The organism is Polaribacter sp. OB-PA-B3 (assembly GCF_054589375.1).
In genome coordinates, this window is record NZ_BAAIIX010000001.1 from 676139 (window position 1) to 698700 (window position 22562).

Consider the following 22562-nt stretch of genomic DNA (forward strand, 5'->3'; position numbering starts at 1 on the left):
CGACAAATATAACTTAATTTTTAGACTTGACTAAAAATATATTTTGATAAAAATAAAAAGTATATATTTGTTGTCTAAATAAAAATGAATGTTTACCCTTTCTGAAGAAAATTATTTGAAAGCAATTTATCATTTAGAATTAGATGCTAGCAAAGGTATTAGCACAAATGCTATTGCAGAAAAACTAGACACAAAAGCCTCTTCTGTTACAGATATGGTAAAAAAACTATCTGAAAAAGAAGTAGTTCTTTACAAGAAATACAAAGGGGTTACATTAACCGAATTAGGAAAAACAATTGCAGCAAATGTGGTTAGAAAACATAGATTGTGGGAGGTTTTCTTAGTCCAGAAATTAAATTTTTCTTGGGATGAAGTACATGATGTAGCAGAACAATTAGAGCATATAAAATCGGCTAAACTAATAGATCAACTAGATAGTTTTTTGGGGTTTCCTACACACGATCCTCATGGAGACCCAATACCAGATAGAGATGGTAACTTAAAAACGATAGAAAAAAGTTTATTAGCAACGTTGTCTAAAAACGAAAGTGGAATTTGTGTTGGTGTTGATGATTCCTCATCAGAATTTTTGCAGTTTTTAGATAAAAAGGGAATTACTTTAGGAAAGAAAATTACCATTCTAGATAAAGAAGATTTCGATGATTCTTTATCGATATTAATAGAAGATAGAAAACTTAATATTTCTAATAAAATAGCAAACAATTTATATATAAAAAAAGCATGAGTACATTTGATCAATTAGTAGAATTTGGTAAAGAGAATCCAATTTTAGCAGCGCTCTACGCATCATTATTTACTTGGGGTTTAACTGCTGCAGGGGCTGCGTTAGTTTTCTTTTTTAAGAAAGCAAATAGAGCGGTTTTAGATGGTATGTTAGGGTTTACAGGTGGTGTTATGGTTGCTGCAAGTTTTTGGAGTTTATTAGCACCTGCTATAGATAACAGTCCGGGAGAAGGTTTTGTAAAAGTCTTACCAGCTGCAGTTGGTTTTGGCTTAGGAGCCTTGTCTTTATTCGGAATGGATAAAATTCTACCGCATTTACACATCAATTTTAAAGAAAATGAAGCTGAAGGTGTAAAAACAGAATGGCATAAAACTACTTTATTGGTGTTGGCAATTACTTTACATAATATACCAGAAGGTTTAGCGGTTGGTGTGCTTTTTGGTGCTGCATCTACGTTAGTTGGTGTAGAGCAAACAGAAATGATTATTGCCGCAATTTCGCTAGCAATAGGTATTGGTATTCAGAATTTTCCAGAGGGTTTTGCTGTAGCAATGCCATTAAGAAGACAAGGAGTAAGTAGATTAAAAAGTTTTTGGTACGGGCAAATGTCTGCAATTGTAGAGCCGATAGCTGCCGTTTTAGGTGCTTTAGCTGTTTCTTTTTTTACACCAATATTACCGTATGCATTAGCATTTGCCGCAGGAGCAATGATTTTTGTTGTAGTAGAAGAAGTAATACCAGAAACACAAAGAGATAAATATACAGATATTGCTACACTTGGTTTTATAGGTGGTTTTATAGTAATGATGTCTTTAGATGTTGGCTTAGGTTAAAACGTTTATCAAAAATATAATACAAAAAGCCAAACAGTTTCTGTTTGGCTTTTTGTATTTTGCAATAAAAAAATAGCAGTGCTACAACCTTCAACATTTAATGTTTATAACGCCTCTGCCGGAAGTGGTAAAACATTTACTTTAGTTAAACAGTACTTAAAAGTATTGTTAACATCAGATAATATTTTTACGTTTCAAAATGTATTAGCAATTACATTTACCAACAAGGCTGCTGGTGAAATGAAAGAGCGTGTACTTGCTAATTTGGAAGAATTTGCAGCAGGAGAAAAAAATGATTTACTAAAAATTATTATTGATGAAACTTCTTTAGAAGAAGCAGTCATTATAGATAGAAGTAAGAGAATATTAGATGCAATTTTGCAAAATTACTCTGCTTTTTCAATAACTACCATAGATAGTTTTACACATAAAATTATTAAAAGTTTTGCTTACGATTTAGGTTTGTCTTTAAATTTTGAAGTAGAAATGGATGCGATTTCCTTACTTAATGAGGCGGTAGATGTGTTAATTTCTAAAATAGGAACAGATAAAAAATTAACCAAACTTTTAATAGACTACTCTCTTGATAAAACTGATGATGATAAATCTTGGGATATTTCGAATGATCTTAACGAGTTTTCTAGGGTTTTATTAAATGAAGATGATGTAAAACATTTTAGAAAGTTACAAGATAAAACTTTAGATGATTTTTTTGAATTGAAAGAGAAACTTCAACAAAAAAACAAAGAAATAGAAGCTGAGTTTAAAAAATTAGGAGATGAAGTTTTAAATTTCGTGAAAGAAAATGGTTTGGGTATTTCTGATTTTACATATAGCGGTGAATATTTAAAACATTTTATAAAGTTTACAAAATTAAGATTTCTTAAAAGTGAAGAGTTAAAGTTTGATGGAAGGTTAAATACAACCATAGAAAACGAAAAAAATTTATATGCGGGTAAAGCAACTGCAGATGTAAAAGAACAAATAGAAAGTATTTCTAATAAATTACGAGAATATTATTATCAATCTAAAAAAGTTTATGAAGCTTCTTTTTCTAATTATTTGCTAAATAAGATAACCTTAAAAAGCATTATTCCTTTAGCAGTTTTAAATAATATTAATTCAGAATTAAGTACTATAAAAGAAGATAATAACATTCGTTTAAATGCAGAGTTTAATCAACTAATTTCAGATAATATTAAAGACCAACCTGCGCCATATATTTACGAAAGAATTGGGCAAAGGTTTCAGAACTATTTTATTGATGAAATGCAAGATACATCTGAGTTGCAATGGCAAAATTTAATTCCGTTAATAGACAATGCACTGGCGCAAGAAAATAGCAATTTGTTATTGGTTGGCGATGGTAAACAAGCAATTTACAGATGGCGAGGTGGTAAAGCAGAACAATTTATAGATCTAGGATCTGAACATGGAAACCCTTTTCATATTCAAAAAAACGTACAAAATTTAGAAACAAATTATCGAAGTTATTCAGAGGTAATCAACTTTAATAATTCTTTTTTTCAACATACTGCTAAATTTATTCAGAATGAATCTTATAAAAAATTATTTGTAGAAGGCAATACGCAATTAGAAAACTCAAAAAAAGGAGGTTATGTTTCTTTAAGTTTTTTAGATAAATTAGAAAAAGATGAAGAGAAATTAAAGTATCCGAAAAAAGTTTTAGAGAAAATAAACTTCCTAAAAGAAGACTTTTACTTAAATGAAATATGTGTATTAACTCGTACTAAAAAAGACGGAATTGCAGTAGCAGATTATTTATCTGAAAACGGAATTTCTATAATTTCATCTGAAACTTTATTGTTAAAGAATGATGTTAAAATCAATTTTATTATTGATGTTTTAAAAGTTATTCAAAACCCTAAAGATGAGGAAAGAAGATTCGAATTTCTATATTTTTTACATAAACATTTGCAAATTGAAATTCCAAAACATCAATTTTTTCAAAAGCATATAAAATCGGATAATGCTACCATTTTTGCAGCACTACAACAATATAATGTAGTATTTGATTACAATGTTTTTCAGCAAGCTCCTTTTTATGAGAAAATAGAAGAAATTGTTCGTGGATTTTGTTTGGTAAATTCTTCGGATGCTTATATTCAGTTTTTTTTAGATATTGTATTAGAACAGCAAAGAAAAGGTACAGAAATTGGCGATTTTTTAGAGTTTTGGGAATTAAAGAAAGATAAGTTGAGTATTGTGGCGTCAGAAAATTCAGATGCTGTTCAGGTTATGACAATTCATAAGTCAAAAGGATTAGAGTTTCCTGTAGTAATTTTTCCTTGCGATGTTGATGTGTACAGGCAGATTAAACCAAAAGTTTGGTTTAACGATTTGCCAGAAGATTATAATTTTAAAGAGCTTTTAATAGATTACAAAAAAGATTTAAGGTTAATAAATCAAAGAGGTTTAGAAATTTACAATCAACAAAGAGAAGAATTAGAGCTCGATAATTTTAACCTTTTATATGTCGCATTAACAAGAGCTGTAGAACAATTACATGTAATAACTGAAAAGAAAATTTCTGCAAAAGGTCTAGAAAGTGTAAATTATTATTCGGGTATTTTTATTAATTTTTTAAAGGAGCAAAGTCTCTGGAAAGATGATCTTTTAGAATATGAATTTGGGGATTCATCAAGAATAAAAAAGAAAGTAAAACAAGAATCTTTATCAGAAGTACATCAAAAATTTATTTCCAATCCGTGGCAAGAACATAATATTGTTTTATTAGCAAGTGCTTCTAAATTATGGAATACAGAGCAGGGAAAGGCGATTGATTTTGGTAATTTGTTTCATGAAATTTTATCAAAAATAAGAACTAAAAACGATGTAGATTTTATTATCAACCAATATCATCAGCAAGGTTTTGTTAATGCCGAACAACTTAAATATATTGTAAAAAGTATAAATGATATTATAGAACATAAAGAGTTAAAACCCTATTTTTCTAATGAAGTTACGGTTTTTAATGAACGTGAAATTGTAGATTTTGATAATCAAATTATTATTCCTGATAGGTTAGTGGTTAACTCAAAAAATGAAGCCATAATTATAGATTACAAAACAGGTGGGCCTTCAAATGAACATCATCAGCAATTATTTAAATATGAAATTGTATTAAAATCGATGAACTTTAACGTTACAAAAAAAATACTTGTTTATATAAATGATAAAATTGATGTTGTTGAAGTTTAATCAAAAAAAATAAACTTTGTAACTTTGTTTTTTCAAATTGATAAAAAATGTACGGTAAAATTAAAGATACTTTAAAAAAAGAAATTCAAGATATTAAAGAAGCAGGTTTGTATAAGTCTGAAAGAATTATTACTTCTTCGCAAGATGCAGTTATTAAAATTTCTACAGGAGAAGAAGTTATTAATTTTTGTGCAAACAATTATTTAGGTTTGTCTAATAATGCAGAAGTGATTCAGGCAGCAAAAGATGTTATGGATACGCATGGTTTCGGTATGTCGTCTGTAAGATTTATTTGTGGTACACAAGATATTCATAAGCAATTAGAGCAAAAAATAGCAGATTTTTATACCACTGAAGATACTATTTTATATGCCGCAGCTTTTGATGCAAACGGAGGTGTTTTTGAACCGCTTTTAACAAAAGAAGATGCCATTATTTCTGACAGTTTAAATCACGCTTCTATTATCGACGGAGTTCGTTTATGTAAAGCTGCTCGTTATAGGTATGATAATAATAATATGGCTTCTTTAGAAGAGCAATTAATTGCAGCTAATAAAGAAAATCATAGATTTAAAATAATTGTTACCGACGGTGTTTTTTCTATGGATGGAATTGTAGCTAAGTTAGATGAAATTTGCGATTTGGCAGATAAGTACGATGCTATGGTAATGGTAGATGAATGTCATGCAACTGGTTTTATAGGTAAAACAGGTAGAGGTACAGTAGAGTTAAAAAATGTTATGGATAGAGTAGATATCGTAACAGGAACTTTAGGTAAAGCTTTAGGTGGGGCAATGGGAGGTTACACTACAGGTAAAAAAGAAATTATAGAAATTTTACGTCAGCGTTCTAGACCATATTTATTTTCAAATTCTTTGGCTCCGGCTATAGTTGGTGCTTCATTAAAAGTTTTTGATTTAATAGCTACAGATACTACTTTAAGGGATCAATTAGAATGGAATACGAACTACTTTAGAACAGAGATGGAAAAAGCGGGTTTTGATTTGGTTGGGGCAGACGCAGCAATTGTACCTGTAATGTTGTATGATGCAAAATTGTCTCAAACAATGGCAGATAAATTATTAGATAAAGGTATTTATGTAATTGGGTTTTTCTTTCCGGTAGTGCCAAAAGAAAAAGCGAGAATAAGAGTGCAATTGTCGGCAGCACACACTAAAGAACATTTAGATAAAGCTATTTCTGCATTTATAGAAGTAGGTAAAGAGTTAAAGGTAATTTAGTTTGTAAAATCTTGATGTTTTGCGAATATTTTGTAGATTTGTCTTTGTAGATACGTTTTAAGAGTTTACTTTTGCGTATTATAATAACGAACTTTTAATTTAAAAATTTGATAATGAAACGATTAAAATTAGCTGTGATAGCTTTATTTGCGTTAGTGGCTGTAAGCAACGTAAATGCACAAGATGAAAACAACCCGTGGGCTGTTGGTTTTGGTTTAAACAATGTAGACTTTTACAATACTGATGATTTCAGTGAGCAAGTAAAAGATTTATTAGGAAACAATGACTGGAATGTATTACCGTCAATTTCTAGAATTTCTGCGGATAAATACCTTAACAAAGGTTTTTCTTTACAATTAGCAGGGTCTTTAAACAAAATTGAAACAGTTACAAGAAAAGATGATTCAGACTTTTTATACTGGGCTGTAGATGCAATAGTAAAGTATGATTTAAACAACTTAGTAGGTGAAACTGCTTGGTTCGATCCTTATGTATATTTAGGGGGTGGATATACTTCAGTTGATTCTAACGGTGAAGGTATGTTAAATGCTGGTGTTGGTTTCAATACTTGGTTTAACGATAATTTAGGTTTAAACTTCCAAACTGGTACTAAAAAAGGTTTTGCTGATGAAGTAAAAGCTCACTACCAAACTACTTTAGGTTTAGTAATTAAATTTGGAGGAAAAGATACTGACGGTGACGGAGTATATGATAAAGATGATGCTTGTCCAGAGGTTGCAGGTTTAAAAGAGTTTAACGGATGTCCTGATGCTGATGGTGATGGAATCAAAGATTCTGATGACGCTTGTCCTAATGTTGCAGGTTTAGCTTCTATGAATGGTTGTCCTGATGCTGACGGTGACGGTGTTGCTGATAAAGATGACATGTGTCCTAATGCTAAAGGAACTAAAGCTAACAAAGGTTGTCCTGATGCTGATGGTGACGGTGTAGTTGATAAAAACGACAAATGTCCTTCTCAAGCAGGACCAATGGCAAACGGTGGATGTCCTTGGCCAGATACTGACGGTGACGGTGTATTAGATAAAGATGATAAGTGTGTTAATGTTGCTGGACCAGCTTCTAACAACGGTTGTCCTAAGCCAGTTATCAATGTAGAAGATGAAAACATGTTATCAGAATATGCTAAGGCAATTTTATTTAACGTAGGTAAATCTTCTTTCAAGCCAGGTGTTACTGCTAAGTTAAACGAAATGGTTAAAGTAATGAACAACAATCCAAGTGCTACTTTCGTAATCGAAGGTCATACAGATAGTTCAGGTTCTGCACCATTAAACTTAAGAATTTCAGAAAAGAGAGCAATCGCTGTAAGAGACTACTTAGTAAAACAAGGAGTTAGCACTACAAGATTAGAGGCTATCGGATTTGGAGAAGGAGAGCCAGTTGCAACTAACAAAACAAGAGCAGGAAGAGCTCAAAATAGAAGAGTTGTTGTTAAAGTAACTAACAAGAAATAATTCTATTTCAATTATACAATTAAAACCTCACCAATTGGTGAGGTTTTTTTATTTACATAGAGTTTGTTTTTTAAATAAAAAAACTTTTTTAATTACAACCAAAACAATTACCTTTGCATCCTGAAAATGAGATGCTAAATCTCGAAATTTAATAATAATTATAATTAGATATAGATGTCTACAACTACAGGAAAAGTCTCTCAAATTATTGGGCCAGTAATTGATGTTGAATTCAATACAGAAAATACTGAACTTCCTAAAATTTATGATTCATTAGAAATTAAAAAAGCTGATGGTTCTATTTTAGTGTTAGAAGTACAACAACATATTGGTGAAGATACAGTTAGAACCATTTCTATGGATGCTACTGATGGGTTAAGTAGAGGAACAGAAGTTTTAGCTACAGGAAATCCAATACAAATGCCAATAGGAAATGACATATACGGTCGTTTATTTAATGTTACTGGTGATGCAATTGATGGATTAGGTGATTTGAAAAAAGATGGTAAAGATGGTTTGTCTATTCACAGATCTGCACCTAAGTTTGAAGAGTTATCTGTTTCAACTGAAGTTTTATTTACTGGTATTAAAGTAATCGATTTAATTGAGCCTTATGCAAAAGGTGGTAAAATTGGTTTATTTGGTGGTGCAGGTGTAGGTAAAACTGTATTAATTCAAGAATTAATTAACAACATTGCAAAAGGACATGGAGGTTTATCTGTATTTGCAGGTGTAGGAGAGAGAACTCGTGAAGGAAATGATTTACTTCGTGAAATGTTAGAGTCTGGTATTATCAAATATGGTGATGACTTTATGCATTCTATGGAAGAAGGAGGATGGGATTTATCTAAAGTTGATAAACCTGGTATGAGAGATTCTAAAGCTACTTTCGTTTTTGGACAAATGAACGAGCCACCTGGAGCACGTGCTAGAGTTGCATTATCTGGTTTAACTATTGCAGAATACTTTAGAGATGGAGCAGGTGAAGCTGAAGGAAAAGATGTTCTTTTCTTCGTAGATAACATTTTCCGTTTTACACAAGCAGGATCTGAGGTGTCAGCATTATTAGGTCGTATGCCATCAGCAGTAGGTTATCAACCAACTTTAGCTACAGAAATGGGAGCTATGCAAGAGCGTATTACATCTACTAAAAAAGGTTCTATTACATCAGTACAAGCAGTTTATGTACCTGCAGATGATTTAACAGATCCAGCACCAGCAACAACATTTGCTCACTTAGATGCAACTACAGTATTATCTCGTAAAATTGCAGAATTAGGTATTTATCCTGCAGTAGATCCATTAGATTCTACTTCAAGAATTTTATCAGCAGATATTTTAGGTGATGAACACTATGATTGTGCTCAAAATGTAAAAGAAATTTTACAACGTTATAAAGAATTACAAGATATTATCGCAATTTTAGGTATGGAAGAATTATCTGAAGAAGATAAATTAGTTGTACATAGAGCTAGACGTGTTCAACGTTTCTTATCTCAGCCTTTTCATGTTGCAGAACAGTTTACAGGTATACCAGGAGTTTTAGTTGATATTAAAGACACTATTAAAGGATTTAATATGATTATGAATGGTGAGTTAGACAAATATCCAGAAGCAGCATTTAACTTAAGAGGATCAATTCAAGATGCAATTGATGCTGGAGAGAAAATGTTAGCAGAAGCTTAAAAACTAACTATAGCGAAAGCTAAAGCCTAAAGAATAGAAATATGTATTTAGAAATTGTAACACCAGAAGCAATCTTATTTTCATCTGAAGTTGATTTATTTTCAGCACCAGGTATAGATGGAGAGTTTCAAATATTAAATAATCATGCTCCTATAGTTTCTAATTTAATAGAAGGAGAGATTAAAATTCATGTACATAATCAAGATCATTTGGTTTTAGATGATTTACATGGTAAGTTAGAGTCTCATATAGATGATGATAAAGTTTTAACTTTAAAAATTAACTCTGGTACTCTAGAATTAAATGATAACAAAGCTATTATTTTAGCAGATTAATCATATTTTTTAAATTAAAAACCTCAAAACAATTGTTTTGAGGTTTTTTTTTGAAGGATATCTAAATTCAAATAATGTAATAGCAATTTTCCCACTTAGCGGTTATACATTTCTTTCATGTTGTAAATGTCTTATTATTTTTCTATAATATATAGAGGATATTTATCCTTTTAAATAAGGAAAAACACCCATTTATAATTTTGCTAAATTTTTGTACAGCCTTTATTTATAATGATTTATTGATTTATTTCTTCAATATTTTTTTCAAAATACTAAAAATTGTACTTTGTGTACAATTAACTAAACTAAATGTTTTATGAAAAAAATTAATAAATTATTACTGCTTTGTTTATCACTTTCTATTGTTTTAATTAGTTGTAACGACGATAAGAAGCATAAAAAGGGTATAAGAGATTATAAAGAGAATAAGGTAAGTAGTAAAAGACCTTCAAATGCTATTACTTACAAGGAAATGGCAAGTATGTTTCATGAATACGATACAGGCCAAAAGCTAGTTTTAGACAAGTATAGAGAAAATTATACTGGCGATGCAAATGATGCTGTAGAAACCGTTTCTCATTTTTATGAAATTAATCAACTAAAACAGTATATAAAGTATTTAGAAAGAATTTCTAAAGAAAAAGAGATTAAATTAACCGGAGTTAGAATTTTTTCAGCAGCATATCCTAAGAATTATTCAAATAAAAGTTTAAGAGGAAGGCATACCTTAATTTTTATGCCAACTGCTAAAATTGGAGAAAAGAACAACGTTGCTTTTGAACCCTTATATTCAACAAATAACAACCCTATTAAATTTACAGAGTTTTTACACAAGTACAGTAGTAAAGAAACTCAACGTGTAAGTAGAGCTTCAATGATTCCATTTTTTCAAGGAGATTTAGAAGATATGGATAGTTCTGGTACGAATAGATTAGAAACGAATCCACCTAATTAATAAGAATGTTTAATAGTTATTTTTACTTTTTAGAGGTGTTGTCTTTATTGGTAGCTATTTTTTATATCAAAAAATATAAAGAAAGTTATTATATGTATTTTGTAACGTACCTTTCTGCTTTAGTATTTATAGAAACACTTGCAGTTGTTTTAAGGCAGTATGGGATTTTGTCTGCACCATACTACAATATTTACACTTTTTTTGAGTACAATTTAATAGCTATTATTTATTACAAATTAACTAAAGAGACTAAATCACACAAACTGATACTCTATCTAATAGGAGTTTTTAATGTCTTTTATTTCACAGGGTTTTATTATAAAGATTTACAAGATTATTCATATTTGTTTGGTGCAATAACAGTTTGTGTTTTTATGATGTTTTATTTGAAAGAATTGCTAAAATCAGATTCGATTTTAATTTTTCAAAAACACTTACCATTCTGGATTACTGTAGCTTTTTTAATTTATTACTTAACTACGGTACCTTTTTATCTAGTTTTGTACGTAATAAAAATTGGTACAAGAGAAGAAAGTCAAAGTTTATTTTTAGTTCAGGAAATCTTGGTAGTAGTTGCTAACTTATGTTATATATACGGTTTAATATGGAGCTCGAAACAGAAGAATTAGTAGTACTTATTTCTACTTTTATTATCGTATTAATTACTATCGCTTTATTAGTGTTGTTCTCTGTGTTTAAAAAAAATAAAGATTTTCTTTTAAGACAAAGAGAAGAAGAACAAAAACGTTTTGAAAGAGAAATAGCAGAAACGCAAATAGAAATTAGAGAAGAAACTCTAAGAAATATAAGTTGGGAATTGCATGATAATATTGGACAATTATTAACTTTAGCAAAAATACAATTGCAAAATTCGAGTCCAGAATCTATTCAAGAGGTTTCTAAAACAATTACGAAAGGGTTAACAGAGGTTAGAGCATTATCTAAATTAATAAATCCAGAAGCGATTAAAAACATTAACCTAAGAGAGGCAATTCAATTGGAAATAGATAGATTTAATAGACTACAATTTATAGAATCTAAATTAGAAATTAAAGGACTAGAATTTGATATAGAAAAAAAGGCAAGTATTATAATCTTTAGAATTTTACAAGAATTCTTTTCGAATACAATTAAACACTCTAAGGCCTCTAAACTATCTGTGTTTTTAGATTTTAAGTTAGATAGTTTGTATATTTTGGCAGAGGACAACGGTGTTGGTTTTTCTAAGAAGATTGCTTCTAACGGAATAGGTTTAGAAAATATTAAAAATAGAGCAAAATTAATAGGTGCAGAAGCTATTTTCGAATCCGAAATAGATAAAGGGACATCTTTATCAATAATATATAAATTATGATTAAATATTCTGTAGTTATTGTAGATGATCACACGTTGCTTTCTCAAGCAATTGCTACAATGGTTAATACATTTAGTAAGTTTAAAGTATTGTACACTTGTAAAAACGGACAAGAATTGGTAGAGAAGTTTTCAACTTCAGCTAAATATATTCCAGATATTGTTTTAATGGATATTAACATGCCATTAATGAATGGTATAGAAACTACAGATTGGATTACTAAAAACCATGAAACTGTAAATGTAATGGCGCTATCTGTAGAAGATGAAGATACCACTATTTTAAAAATGCTTAAAGTTGGGGCAATCGGTTATCTATTAAAAGATACTGAAAAAAGTGTGTTAGAAAATGCACTTATAGAAATAGCTGAAAACGGATTTTATCATACAAAAACAGTAACCAACTTACTAATGAAATCTCTTTCGGATAACTACTCAGAAGAAATAACTCTTAAAGAAAGAGAAGTCATTTTTATGAAACATGCTTGTTCTGAAATGACATATAAAGAAATTGCAGATGTAATGTGTTTGAGCCCTAAAACCATAGATGGTTATAGAGATGTTCTTTTTACAAAATTAAATGTTAAAAATAGGGTTGGTTTGGTAATGTATGCAATAAAAAATAAGATTTATACTCCATAAAAATATCGTAAATTTGCAGCATGGAAGAAACAAACAGACAACGTAAAATAGCAGGTGTTTTACAAAAGGATTTGGTAGATGTGTTGCAAAAAGCAGCGCAAGATGGAATGAAAGGAGTTATAATCTCTGTTTCTAAAGTGCATGTTACCTCAGATTTAGGAGTTGCAAAAGTATATTTAAGCATATTTCCATCAGAAAAAAGAGAAGAAATGGTTAAAGGTATTCAGTCGAATACGCCACTAATTCGCCATGAAATGGCAAAAAGAACAAGAAATCAATTAAGAAGAATGCCTGAATTATTATTTTTTGGTGATGATACTTTAGATTATATCGAAGAAATTGATAAGTCTTTAAAAGGAGAAGATGAAAATCCTATTCAAAATCCCGACGTTTTACCAAGACGTCAAAAAAAATAATACAAGCTACACTATTTGAGCTTTCCTTATTACATAGCTAAAAGATACTTATTCTCTAAAACAAGCAATAATGCAATTAATATAATTACCATTATTGCTTCTTTTGGTGTAATAGTAGGCGCTTTGGCTTTGTTTGTAATTTTATCTGGTTTTTCTGGTCTTAAAACTTTTAGTTATAGTTTACTAGATGTGTCAGATCCTGATATAAAAATAACCTCAGTTAAAGGAAAGTCATTTTTTATAAATGATACGCTTCAAAAAAAGCTAAACGCTAATTCAGAAATTTCTGAATATACCAAAGTAATCGAGGAAAGAGTTTTTTTAGAGTATAACGAAAAAACCGAAATTGCTTACATAAAAGGTGTTGAAGAAAACTACACTAATATTTCTGACATTGATTCTTCTTTAAGTGTAGGAAGTTGGTTGTACAAAGAGTTTGAAAATACTGCCGTTATTGGTAGAGGAATTTCAAATAAACTTTCTTTGGGTATTTTAAATTACGGCTCTCCTTTAAAAATAATGGTGCCAAAACCAGGTAAAGGATTTGTAAACCCTAGAAATCCGTTTTATAAAATTGAAACACAAATTGTAGGTGTTTACATGGGTACAGAAGACTTTGAAAATAAATTTGTTTTTACTTCTATAGACCAAGCGAGAGATTTACTAAGGTTTAAAGAAAATCAAATATCTGCAATAGAAATTAAATTAAAAGATACAAACATAGCAGATAATGTTGCTGAAAGTTTAAGTAATACTCTGGGTGATGCATTTAAGGTGCAAACTAAAGCACAGCTAAACGAAGTATTTTATAAAGTGATTAATACAGAGAATTTTGTTTCTTATTTAATATTTACGCTAATAGTAATTATCGCTTTATTTAATGTAATCGGAGCAATAATTATGATGATTATTGATAAAAAGCAAAACCTGAAAACACTTTTTAGCTTAGGTGCAACCATTAAAGAAATAAAGAAAATATTTATTCTTCAAGGGTTTTTACTAACTTTCTTCGGAATGTGTATTGGCTTATTTTTAGGAATAATTTTAGTATTTATTCAAAAGAAATTCGAACTATTTATGATTGTACCAAATTTAGCGTATCCTGTTGAATTTAGGTTTCTAAATTTACTAATCGTTTTTTGTACCATTACAGTTTTAGGTTATATAGCAGCTAAAATTGCAAGTAGTAGAATTTCAAAAGAGTTTATAGAAAAGTAGTAAATTCTATTTAATTTCAGGTATAATAGCATTCCCAAATTTAGCCTCAACCTCATCAAACGCTGCAAATACATCTTTTGCATCATCCGAAGTTACCATTTTCATTCTATATTCTTTAAAATGCGGAATTCCTTTAAAGTAGTTTGTGTAATGCCTTCTAGTTTCAAAAACACCAAGAACAGGCCCTTTCCAGTCAATAGACATTTGTAAATGTCTTCTTGCCATCTCTACACGTTGTGCAATTGTTGGTTTTTCTAGATACTTTCCGGTTTTAAAATAATGTTTTACTTCGTTAAAAAACCACGGATATCCGATAGCAGCTCTACCAATCATACATCCATCCAAACCATAAGAATCCCTCATTTCCATCGCTTTTTCTGGCGATGTTACATCTCCATTTCCAAAAACAGGAATGTGCATTCTTTGGTTGTTTTTTACTTCGGCAATTGGTTTCCAATCGGCTTCACCTTTATACATTTGCGCACGAGTTCTACCATGAATTGCAATTGCTGCACAACCAACATCTTGCAAACGCTCTGCAACTTCTACAATTCTTATAGAATCATGATCCCAACCCAAACGAGTTTTTACAGTAACAGGTAAATTTGTGTGTTTTACCATAGCTTCTGTTAAAGAAACCATTAAGTCGATATCTTTTAAAATACCTGCACCTGCACCTTTAGAAACTACTTTTTTAACAGGACAACCAAAATTTATGTCTATAATATCTGGATTCGATTTTTCTACAATCTCTACCGTTTTTAGCATAGAATCTAGATTTGCACCAAATATCTGAATACCAACAGGACGTTCTTTCTCGTAAATATCTAATTTCATAACGCTTTTTGCTGCATCACGAATTAAACCTTCCGAAGAAATAAATTCTGTATATACAACATCTGCTCCGTTTTCTTTACAAAGTGCTCTAAACGGAGGATCTGAAACATCTTCCATTGGTGCTAATAAAAGTGGAAATTCTGGTAATTCTATGTTGCCTATTTTAACCAAAGTAAATTATTTTTTTGCAAAATTAGTGTTTTTATTTGTCAGAACCCAAATTCCGTAAAAACCTAATAAAAGTTCTGCAATTGTACCAAATTGATAACCAAAAGTTGGTACGCCATCAAAAATAAAACTAAGCAACCTACCAAACCCTAAACCAAGCATAAATATAGCGTTAGTAATCAATGCAGTTTTTAAATATTCATTTTTAAAAACACCTAAAACCCATAGTAAAGAAAAACCTAAATACAAACCCATAACTGCTTTAAAAAAATTGTGTTCGTCTATTGTTTGTAGTTGAATGTCGAATTGCAAACCAGGATTAAATCCGTAGGTAAAAGAAACAGGTACAACAATTAATACAGATATTATTAAATGTATTTTTGTAAAATAATCTTGTCTTGTTTTAAACATTAAAATTGAATTTCTTTTTCGATTTTTTCTTGATTACGTTTAACAACCACAATGCTTTTATCACCTTTTTTAAATACCGACAAAGCACGCATATAACTCATCATGTCAACAACAAGACTATCTCCTAATTTTAAAACAATATCGCCTTTTTGTAAACCAGCTTTTTGTGCAGGTTTTTCTTCGGATATTCCATCGATACGCATTCCTCTTCCATCATACATATAATCTGGTATAACGCCCATGCCAACTTTAAATCTAGGAGTATTTTTACCTTCGTTTTTCGTTTTTGTAAAGACAAGTTTTCCTTCATCATTTAAGTCAGAAATAATATTAAAAATATAATTACTGATGGTTTCCATTCCTTTATAATTCAGTTTTTCTGCATCATCTCCAGGTTTGTGATAATCTTCATGTTGTCCAGTAAAAAAATGTAAAACGGGTATATCTGCTAAATAAAAACTTGTATGATCGCTTGGACCAACACCAGATTCTTGCTCGATTAATTTAAAATTTTTGTTGTTTGATTTTAAAGTGTGTTTAAAAATAGGCGAAGTTCCGGTACCATAAACAGCCAATGCCGAATCTTGTTTTAAACGCCCAACCATGTCCATATTAATCATGTAAGAAACTTTTTTTGTATCTATTGTTGGGTTTTTTACAAAATAGTTAGAACCTAAAAGCCCCATTTCTTCTCCAGAAAAAGCCATAAACAAGTAATTATTATTATTTAAGTTTTTCTGTTTTAATCTATCGGCTAAATGTAATAAAATGGCGATGCCAGAAGCGTTGTCGTCTGCGCCATTATGTATTGCTTTCATAGAATCTCTATGCAAAGAGCCATCGCCACCATAACCTAAATGATCGTAATGAGCGCCAATAATAATTGTATTTTCTACGTTGTTATCTAAATAAGCAATAACATTGTTTCCGGTGATTGTTCCGTCTCCGTTTACATCAAATTTTACTTCTTCATGCGGATTCGTTTTTGGTTTAAAGGTAAAAGGTTGTATAAATCCGTTGGTACCTTTTGGTAATAATTCTAACTCTTTAAAACGATTTTTTATATATGTAGCAGCAGCTTTTTCTCCTTTAGTTCCTGTTTGTCTTCCTTCCAATTCATCCGAAGCTAAATAAGAAACATCTTTTTTTAAATTATTTTGAACCGTTTTATGGGGTTTACAGCAAATTATTAAGCATAAATTTAAAAGTAAGAGAATGTTTTTCATGGTGTTAAGTTTGGTTATACAAAATTAGAGAAATTATATTGATATTATATAACAGGTGTGTTTTGCAATGTGACACTTCAATTTTAATTGTAAAAATCTTTTTTTATTAGTATCTTATTGGTTTATAAACCTAAAATCTAAAGCTATTGGGAACAAAAGAGAATATTTTAAGAAAAATTAGAATTTTAATTACAAATCAATTTGATTCACCAGAAGAAGCATTTGCTTTTTTTGATGCAGATGGTGACAAAGAATTAAGAAAATCTGAAATAAAAAAGTTACTAAAAGCAGCCGAAGTAAGTGGTTTTTTAAGAGGAATTGTAGCTAATGAGTTGTTAAAAGGCTATGATAAATCTAGCGATGAGACTATAAGTTGGGACGAATTTAAAGTAGCAATTGCTGAATTAGAAACAGATATATAATTTCAATGAAAAAAATAAAAAAAGTACAATCAATTTCATTGTACTTTTTTTATTTGACAAGCTTTTTAAATAGCATATATTTGTAGGTTGAAAGCAGTTAGAAAACGAAGTATGAAGAATATTAGAAACTTTTGCATTATCGCGCACATTGATCATGGTAAAAGTACATTAGCAGATAGGTTATTAGATTATACTGGCTCTGTAACTGAGCGTGAAAAGCAAAATCAGTTATTAGATAATATGGATTTAGAGAGAGAACGTGGTATTACCATTAAATCTCACGCAATTCAAATGGATTATATTCATAAAGGAGAGCAGTTTGTGTTAAATCTAATTGATACACCAGGTCACGTAGATTTTTCTTATGAAGTTTCTAGATCTATTGCTGCTTGTGAAGGTGCTTTGTTAATTGTAGATGCTGCACAAAGTATTCAAGCGCAAACAATTTCTAACTTATATTTAGCTTTAGAGAACGATTTAGAAATTATTCCGGTTTTAAACAAGGTAGATTTACCTTCTGCAAATCCAGAAGAAGTAACAGACGATATTGTAGATTTATTAGGTTGTGATCCAGAAGAAGTAATACACGCAAGTGGTAAAACTGGTTTTGGTGTAGATAACATTTTAGAAGCAATTATCGATAGAATTCCTGCACCACAAGGAGATCCAGAAGCGCCGTTACAAGCACTTATTTTCGATTCTGTTTACAATTCTTATAGAGGTATAGAAACGTATTTTCGTGTTTTAAACGGAGAAATTAAAAAAGGCCAAGAAATAAAATTCATGGCAACAGGTAAAAACTATTTTGCAGATGAAGTTGGTACTTTAAAATTAGAGCAAGTAGTTAAAAAATCTGTAAAAACAGGTGATGTAGGTTATTTAATTACAGGAATTAAAACTGCAAAAGAAGTAAAAGTAGGAGATACAATTACAGATGCGCACAAACCTACAACAGAAACTATTGATGGTTTTGAAGATGTAAAACCGATGGTTTTTGCTGGTATTTATCCTGTTGATACAGAAGATTACGAAGAATTGCGTTACTCTATGGAAAAACTGCAATTAAACGATGCCTCTTTGGTGTTTCAGCCAGAAAGTTCTGCAGCTTTAGGTTTTGGTTTTCGATGTGGATTCTTAGGAATGTTGCACATGGAAATTATTCAAGAACGTTTAGAGCGTGAGTTTAACATGACTGTTATAACAACGGTGCCAAACGTTTCTTACCACGCATACACAAAGAAAAATCCTGACGAAGTTATTATTTTAAATAACCCAACAGACTTGCCAGATCCGTCTAGATTAGATAGAGTAGAAGAGCCATTTATAAAAGCTTCTATTATTACAAAATCTGATTTTGTTGGCCAAGTAATGAGTTTGTGTATTGAAAAAAGAGGACAAATTACAAATCAAACATATTTAACAACACAACGTGTAGAGTTAATTTTCGAAATGCCATTGGCAGAAATTGTTTTCGATTTTTATGATCGATTAAAAACTGTTTCTAAAGGTTATGCTTCTTTTGATTATCATCCTATTGGTATGAAAGAATCTAAACTTGTAAGAGTAGATATTTTGTTAAACGCACAACCTGTAGATGCGCTTTCTGCACTTTTACACGCAGATAACGCATATACAATTGGTAAAAAGATTGTTGAGAAATTAAAAACTTTAATTCCTAGACAGCAGTTTGATATTCCAATTCAGGCAGCAATTGGAGCAAAAATTATTGCGCGTGAAACCACAAAAGCATTACGTAAAGATGTTACTGCAAAATGTTATGGTGGTGATATTTCTAGAAAACGAAAACTTTTAGAAAAGCAGAAAAAAGGAAAAAAGAGAATGCGTCAAGTAGGTAATGTAGAAATTCCGCAAGAAGCATTTATGGCAGTTTTAAAATTAAATGATTAATATTTTTTCTAATGAACAAATTTAAAATTATTGGTGTTATAGCTTTAGTAATAGCTTTTGCAATAATGTTTGTTTTTAAATTAGAAAATGATTCTTTAGATTTTTTAGCAGGAATTTTAACTGCGCTAGGAATTGCCTTTACATTTGGTATTTTACCTAAAAAGAAAAAATAATACACATAATAAAAAACCTTCTTAATTTTAAGAAGGTTTTTTATTATTAGTTTATACGTGATTTTGCTGAAATATAAAAAAGAGTTTTAATTATCAATATTTATTCTATTTTCTTCATCATTATTAGTATTTCTTTTAGCTTTTTTCTTACCGAATTTAGAACCAAAACTATAGACTAATCTTAACTGTACATTTTGTCTAGAACCATTACTTTCTACATCTGCAATACCATTACCGTAATCGATGTTACCTACAAAACCTCGATTTAGCATTTTATTAAAGCCAAGATTTACTTTTAGTTTGTCGTCTAAAAACTTTTTTCCAAAAGAGAAATCTAATTCAGCTAACCAGTCTACTTCTATTTGCCCTTCTAATGCACCGGTTCCGTAGTTTCCACTTAATTCAAAATTCACATCCCAAGGTAATTGATAGCTTGCCTGCACAAACCAAATTAAATTCCATTTATTTAAATCAACGCCATACGTAGATGATTTAAAATCTGTGTTTGTCACAATTATTCCTGTATAACCTTCTAATCCTTTTGTAAGGTTTAAAGGAGCAAATAATCTAAAATTCCAGTTAGCATTATTTTCTACATTTACATCTTGTTGTCTTATTTGTGCTGTTGTATTGTCTTGACTTATCAACTGAAAAATAACATCGTCTGTTTTACTATAACCAACTGTAAAAAATGGTTGCCCATCATAGGTTAAATTAAATTGATAATTGTTTGTGTAAGCTGGAGTTAAATTAGGGTTTCCTTCACCTGCAGAATAAGGGTCTAAAAAAGTAGCGAAAGAATTTAGACTACCATAAGAAGGTCTTTGAATTCTGTAGCTGTAAGAAACACTTGCACCTAAAACATCGGTAATTTTTCTACTAACAGAGGCACTAGGAAAAAGTTTTTTTATGGGTCTTTTTTGTATTTCAGATGTTAAGTTCCCGTCTTTTAAGAAAGTAGATCTTCCGTCTGTATTACTATCCTCATATCTTAATCCACCAGAAAAAGACCATTTACCTAGAGTTGCATTTACTTTAGAGTATAAAGCAAAAATGGTTTCATCAATAACAAATCTGCTACTTGCTTCTTCATTTTTTTCGAAATTTCCATTATTTTCTTCAAAAGTTTGTAGATCGTTATCTGTTTTTACATCGGCAAATCTAGAACCTGCACTAATTTTAAGGTTTTCAGAAATTGTTTTAGAATAATCTAATCGATAGGTTTTTATATTATATGTACCATCTTGAATATATTTTCTATCATCAAAAGTGATGGTGCTACCAGCAGTATCATAAAGTGTATTTGTATTGTCGTTTGTAAAATCTACATAATTAAAATCTATTACTAACTTATCTGTATCTGTTTTATATTCGTAATACGGGTTAATGTTATAATTTGTTCGTTGTCTGTCGAAATAATTTTCAGAAAATAAGGTGTTTCTATTATTTTCATCAGAAATTATAGTTTTACTACTTGCGGTTCTAGTAGAGTTTCTACTATTAAATCTTCCGCCAATACCAATAGAATGGTGTTCATTTAAAAAATAATCTAGACTTCCGCTAATTGCGAAGTTATCAGGATCGTAAGGTTCTTTGGTAACTTGGTCGTAAGTTTCTGAATTTACAGTTCTTACCAAAAATAAATTGTCTCGCCATGTTGGTTGAGAATAATTTACGCTTGTTTGCCAATTTAGTTTGTTTTTGTAACTAGCAATAGAAAAACCAGAACCCCATTCTAGGCCTTCATCTTCACCAATCCAAGAATTTACGCTACCATGTGTTCCTAATTTTACATTTTTCTTAAGAATGATGTTTACTATTGCACCAGAACCAGAAGCTTCGTATTCTGCACCAGGTTGTTCTACAACTTCTATTTTTGCAATATTATCTGCAGGGAAATCACGTAGAAGTGTTTCAACATCCATATATTCTGTTGTTTTTTCGTTGATTAAAATTCTAACTCCACCATTGCCAGCAATAGAAATACCATTATTAGTAACTAGAACACCAGGTATTTTACGCATAACGTCTTGTAAATTGGTGTTTGTCATTTCCGATTTTTCTAAATCGACTATTAGTTTTTCTGCAGTTTGTTTTATAACCGGACGCTTACTTTTTATAACAACTTCATTTAAACTAGTGCTTTTTTCTATAAGAGAAGCGTTAAAAGTTTTGTTTTCTTTTAGGTCGAAACCTGCTATTTTTTTTGTTTCAAAACCTAAAGAAGAGATTTCCATTTTATAATTGCCAGGTTTCAATTTATTAAAAGTATAGTTTCCTTCCATATCAGAAACTGTTCCTTTTGGTGTTTCTTTAGTGTCTAAGTTATATAATATAATATTTGTAAAAGGTAAAGGTTGGTTTTGGTTATCGGTAATTTTACCGGAAATTCTATGTTGAGAAAAAGTTGCGAAAATTCCGAAGAAAAAAATAAAATAGTAAGTTGTAAGTTTCATGGGTTGGTTTTTAAGATAGACTATCTAAAGTTTTATTTGTTACAATAACAAGACGCTTTCATCTGTAAAAAGGTTTCCTGAAACAAAAAAAACCTTGATTTCTCAAGGTTTTTAATAATCATAAATTAATTTAAAAAAAATTAATCTCTACTTCCTAAAATTCGCATTCCCCAATATAATAGCATTGCTAAAGAGCCTAAAGCAGCAACTAAATATGTTCTTGCAGCCCATTTAAGTGCGTCTTCAGAACCTGCATATTCTTCTTGAGAAACCATGTTTTTATTTTTTAACCAAGCCAAAGCTCTATTACTTGCATCATATTCTACAGGTAAAGTTACAAAGCTAAATATTGTTGCTAATCCCATAAATATTAAACCTGCTATAGCAATGTATAAACCAATACCTGGTGCACCAGATGCAGCTCCCATAACTAAACCACCAATTACTAACCATTGCGAGAATTTTGATGTAACACTTACAATGGGTACTAGTTGAGATCTCATTTTTAAATAGCTGTAGGCTGTTGCATGTTGTACTGCATGACCACACTCATGAGCAGCAACAGCAGCTGCAGCCGCATTTCTTTGGTTGTAAACCCCTTCACTTAAATTAACTGTTTTGTTTTGTGGATTATAATGATCTGTTAACATACCAGGTGTAGAAATAACTTTTACATCAAAAATACCATTATCTGCTAACATTTTTTCAGCAATTTCTGCACCACTTAAGCCATTTCTAAGTTGTACTTTAGAGTATTTTTTAAATTTACTTTTTAAAGTATTACTAACTAGCCAACTCACTAAAGAGATTACACCAATTAAAATATAAAATCCCATCATA

General features: G+C 30.4%; 21 protein-coding genes. 16 read left to right on the forward strand and 5 right to left on the reverse strand.

What is annotated here, in order from left to right; all coding sequences use genetic code 11:
* The first annotated feature begins 88 nt into the window (after positions 1–88).
* From ACYPV9_RS02835 to ACYPV9_RS02895, 13 genes are all read left to right on the forward strand, one after another.
* Positions 89–745 (forward strand): metal-dependent transcriptional regulator, encoded by a 657-nt coding sequence (locus ACYPV9_RS02835; RefSeq protein ID WP_459741533.1) that lies wholly within the window; start codon positions 89–91, stop codon positions 743–745.
* Entirely contained in the window at positions 742–1578 is an 837-nt protein-coding gene (locus tag ACYPV9_RS02840) for a ZIP family metal transporter (protein WP_299062314.1), read from the forward strand. The genes ACYPV9_RS02835 and ACYPV9_RS02840 overlap by 4 nt, the downstream gene beginning before the upstream one ends.
* A 78-nt stretch (positions 1579–1656) precedes the next feature.
* Positions 1657–4800 carry a UvrD-helicase domain-containing protein gene (locus tag ACYPV9_RS02845; protein ID WP_459741534.1) on the forward strand — a complete coding sequence of 1048 codons (3144 nt, stop codon included), beginning with the start codon at positions 1657–1659 and terminating at the stop codon, positions 4798–4800.
* A 47-nt stretch (positions 4801–4847) separates the two neighbouring features.
* Entirely contained in the window at positions 4848–6041 is a 1194-nt protein-coding gene (gene kbl / locus ACYPV9_RS02850) for a glycine C-acetyltransferase (protein WP_299062308.1), read from the forward strand.
* A 113-nt stretch (positions 6042–6154) separates the two neighbouring features.
* Positions 6155–7516 (forward strand): OmpA family protein, encoded by a 1362-nt coding sequence (locus ACYPV9_RS02855; RefSeq protein ID WP_299062305.1) that lies wholly within the window; start codon positions 6155–6157, stop codon positions 7514–7516.
* Between the two features lie 174 nt (positions 7517–7690).
* Positions 7691–9202, forward strand: coding sequence for a F0F1 ATP synthase subunit beta (atpD, locus tag ACYPV9_RS02860; RefSeq protein ID WP_299062302.1), 1512 nt, complete (start codon positions 7691–7693; stop codon positions 9200–9202).
* Between the two features lie 41 nt (positions 9203–9243).
* Positions 9244–9537: a F0F1 ATP synthase subunit epsilon gene (locus ACYPV9_RS02865; protein WP_299062299.1), complete on the forward strand. Its 294-nt coding sequence runs from the start codon at positions 9244–9246 to the stop codon at positions 9535–9537.
* A gap of 316 nt (positions 9538–9853) precedes the next feature.
* On the forward strand, positions 9854–10492 hold the full coding sequence (locus tag ACYPV9_RS02870; protein WP_299062296.1) for a hypothetical protein: 639 nt from the start codon (positions 9854–9856) through the stop codon (positions 10490–10492).
* Positions 10493–10497: 5 nt separating this feature from the next.
* The gene (locus ACYPV9_RS02875) at positions 10498–11121 is read left to right on the forward strand and encodes a hypothetical protein (RefSeq protein ID WP_459741535.1); all 624 of its coding nucleotides are present in this window, start codon (positions 10498–10500) and stop codon (positions 11119–11121) included.
* Positions 11097–11846, forward strand: a complete 750-nt coding sequence (locus ACYPV9_RS02880) for a sensor histidine kinase (protein WP_459741536.1) — start codon at positions 11097–11099, stop codon at positions 11844–11846. Before ACYPV9_RS02875 ends, ACYPV9_RS02880 begins: the two co-directional genes overlap by 25 nt.
* Complete coding sequence (locus ACYPV9_RS02885) at positions 11843–12487, forward strand: response regulator transcription factor (RefSeq protein ID WP_459741537.1); 645 nt, start codon at positions 11843–11845, stop codon at positions 12485–12487. The genes ACYPV9_RS02880 and ACYPV9_RS02885 overlap by 4 nt, the downstream gene beginning before the upstream one ends.
* Before the next feature lie 20 nt (positions 12488–12507).
* Entirely contained in the window at positions 12508–12903 is a 396-nt protein-coding gene (gene rbfA / locus ACYPV9_RS02890) for a 30S ribosome-binding factor RbfA (protein WP_079737458.1), read from the forward strand.
* A 15-nt stretch (positions 12904–12918) separates the two neighbouring features.
* Positions 12919–14121 carry an ABC transporter permease gene (locus tag ACYPV9_RS02895; RefSeq protein ID WP_459741538.1) on the forward strand — a complete coding sequence of 401 codons (1203 nt, stop codon included), beginning with the start codon at positions 12919–12921 and terminating at the stop codon, positions 14119–14121.
* Positions 14122–14127: 6 nt separating this feature from the next.
* On the opposite strand, the gene dusB is transcribed toward ACYPV9_RS02895, so the two are convergent.
* Genes dusB through ACYPV9_RS02910 form a run of 3 tightly spaced genes read right to left on the reverse strand, consistent with a single transcriptional unit; the run spans position 14128 to position 16763 of the window.
* The gene (gene dusB / locus ACYPV9_RS02900) at positions 14128–15129 is read right to left on the reverse strand and encodes a tRNA dihydrouridine synthase DusB (RefSeq protein WP_077810308.1); all 1002 of its coding nucleotides are present in this window, start codon (positions 15127–15129) and stop codon (positions 14128–14130) included.
* Positions 15130–15135: 6 nt separating this feature from the next.
* Positions 15136–15537, reverse strand: a complete 402-nt coding sequence (locus ACYPV9_RS02905; protein ID WP_299062273.1) for a DUF4345 domain-containing protein — start codon at positions 15535–15537, stop codon at positions 15136–15138.
* Positions 15537–16763 (reverse strand): M28 family peptidase, encoded by a 1227-nt coding sequence (locus ACYPV9_RS02910; RefSeq protein WP_459741539.1) that lies wholly within the window; start codon positions 16761–16763, stop codon positions 15537–15539. The genes ACYPV9_RS02905 and ACYPV9_RS02910 overlap by 1 nt, the downstream gene beginning before the upstream one ends.
* Positions 16764–16909: 146 nt before the next feature.
* Between ACYPV9_RS02910 and ACYPV9_RS02915 the strand changes: the two genes are divergently transcribed.
* From ACYPV9_RS02915 to ACYPV9_RS02925, 3 genes are all read left to right on the forward strand, one after another.
* A complete protein-coding gene (locus ACYPV9_RS02915) occupies positions 16910–17185 on the forward strand; it encodes an EF-hand domain-containing protein (protein ID WP_299062268.1) in 276 nt (91 codons plus the stop codon).
* 111 nt (positions 17186–17296) lie between these two features.
* Positions 17297–19093 carry a translation elongation factor 4 gene (gene lepA, locus ACYPV9_RS02920; protein ID WP_299062265.1) on the forward strand — a complete coding sequence of 599 codons (1797 nt, stop codon included), beginning with the start codon at positions 17297–17299 and terminating at the stop codon, positions 19091–19093.
* Positions 19094–19104: 11 nt separating this feature from the next.
* Positions 19105–19266: a hypothetical protein gene (locus ACYPV9_RS02925; RefSeq protein WP_459741540.1), complete on the forward strand. Its 162-nt coding sequence runs from the start codon at positions 19105–19107 to the stop codon at positions 19264–19266.
* Between the two features lie 86 nt (positions 19267–19352).
* Here ACYPV9_RS02925 and ACYPV9_RS02930 read toward each other — a convergent pair whose 3' ends face one another.
* Complete coding sequence (locus ACYPV9_RS02930; protein WP_459741541.1) at positions 19353–21722, reverse strand: TonB-dependent receptor; 2370 nt, start codon at positions 21720–21722, stop codon at positions 19353–19355.
* A 140-nt stretch (positions 21723–21862) separates the two neighbouring features.
* On the reverse strand, positions 21863–22561 hold the full coding sequence (locus ACYPV9_RS02935; protein WP_299062256.1) for a zinc metallopeptidase: 699 nt from the start codon (positions 22559–22561) through the stop codon (positions 21863–21865).
* Position 22562 lies beyond the last annotated feature (1 nt).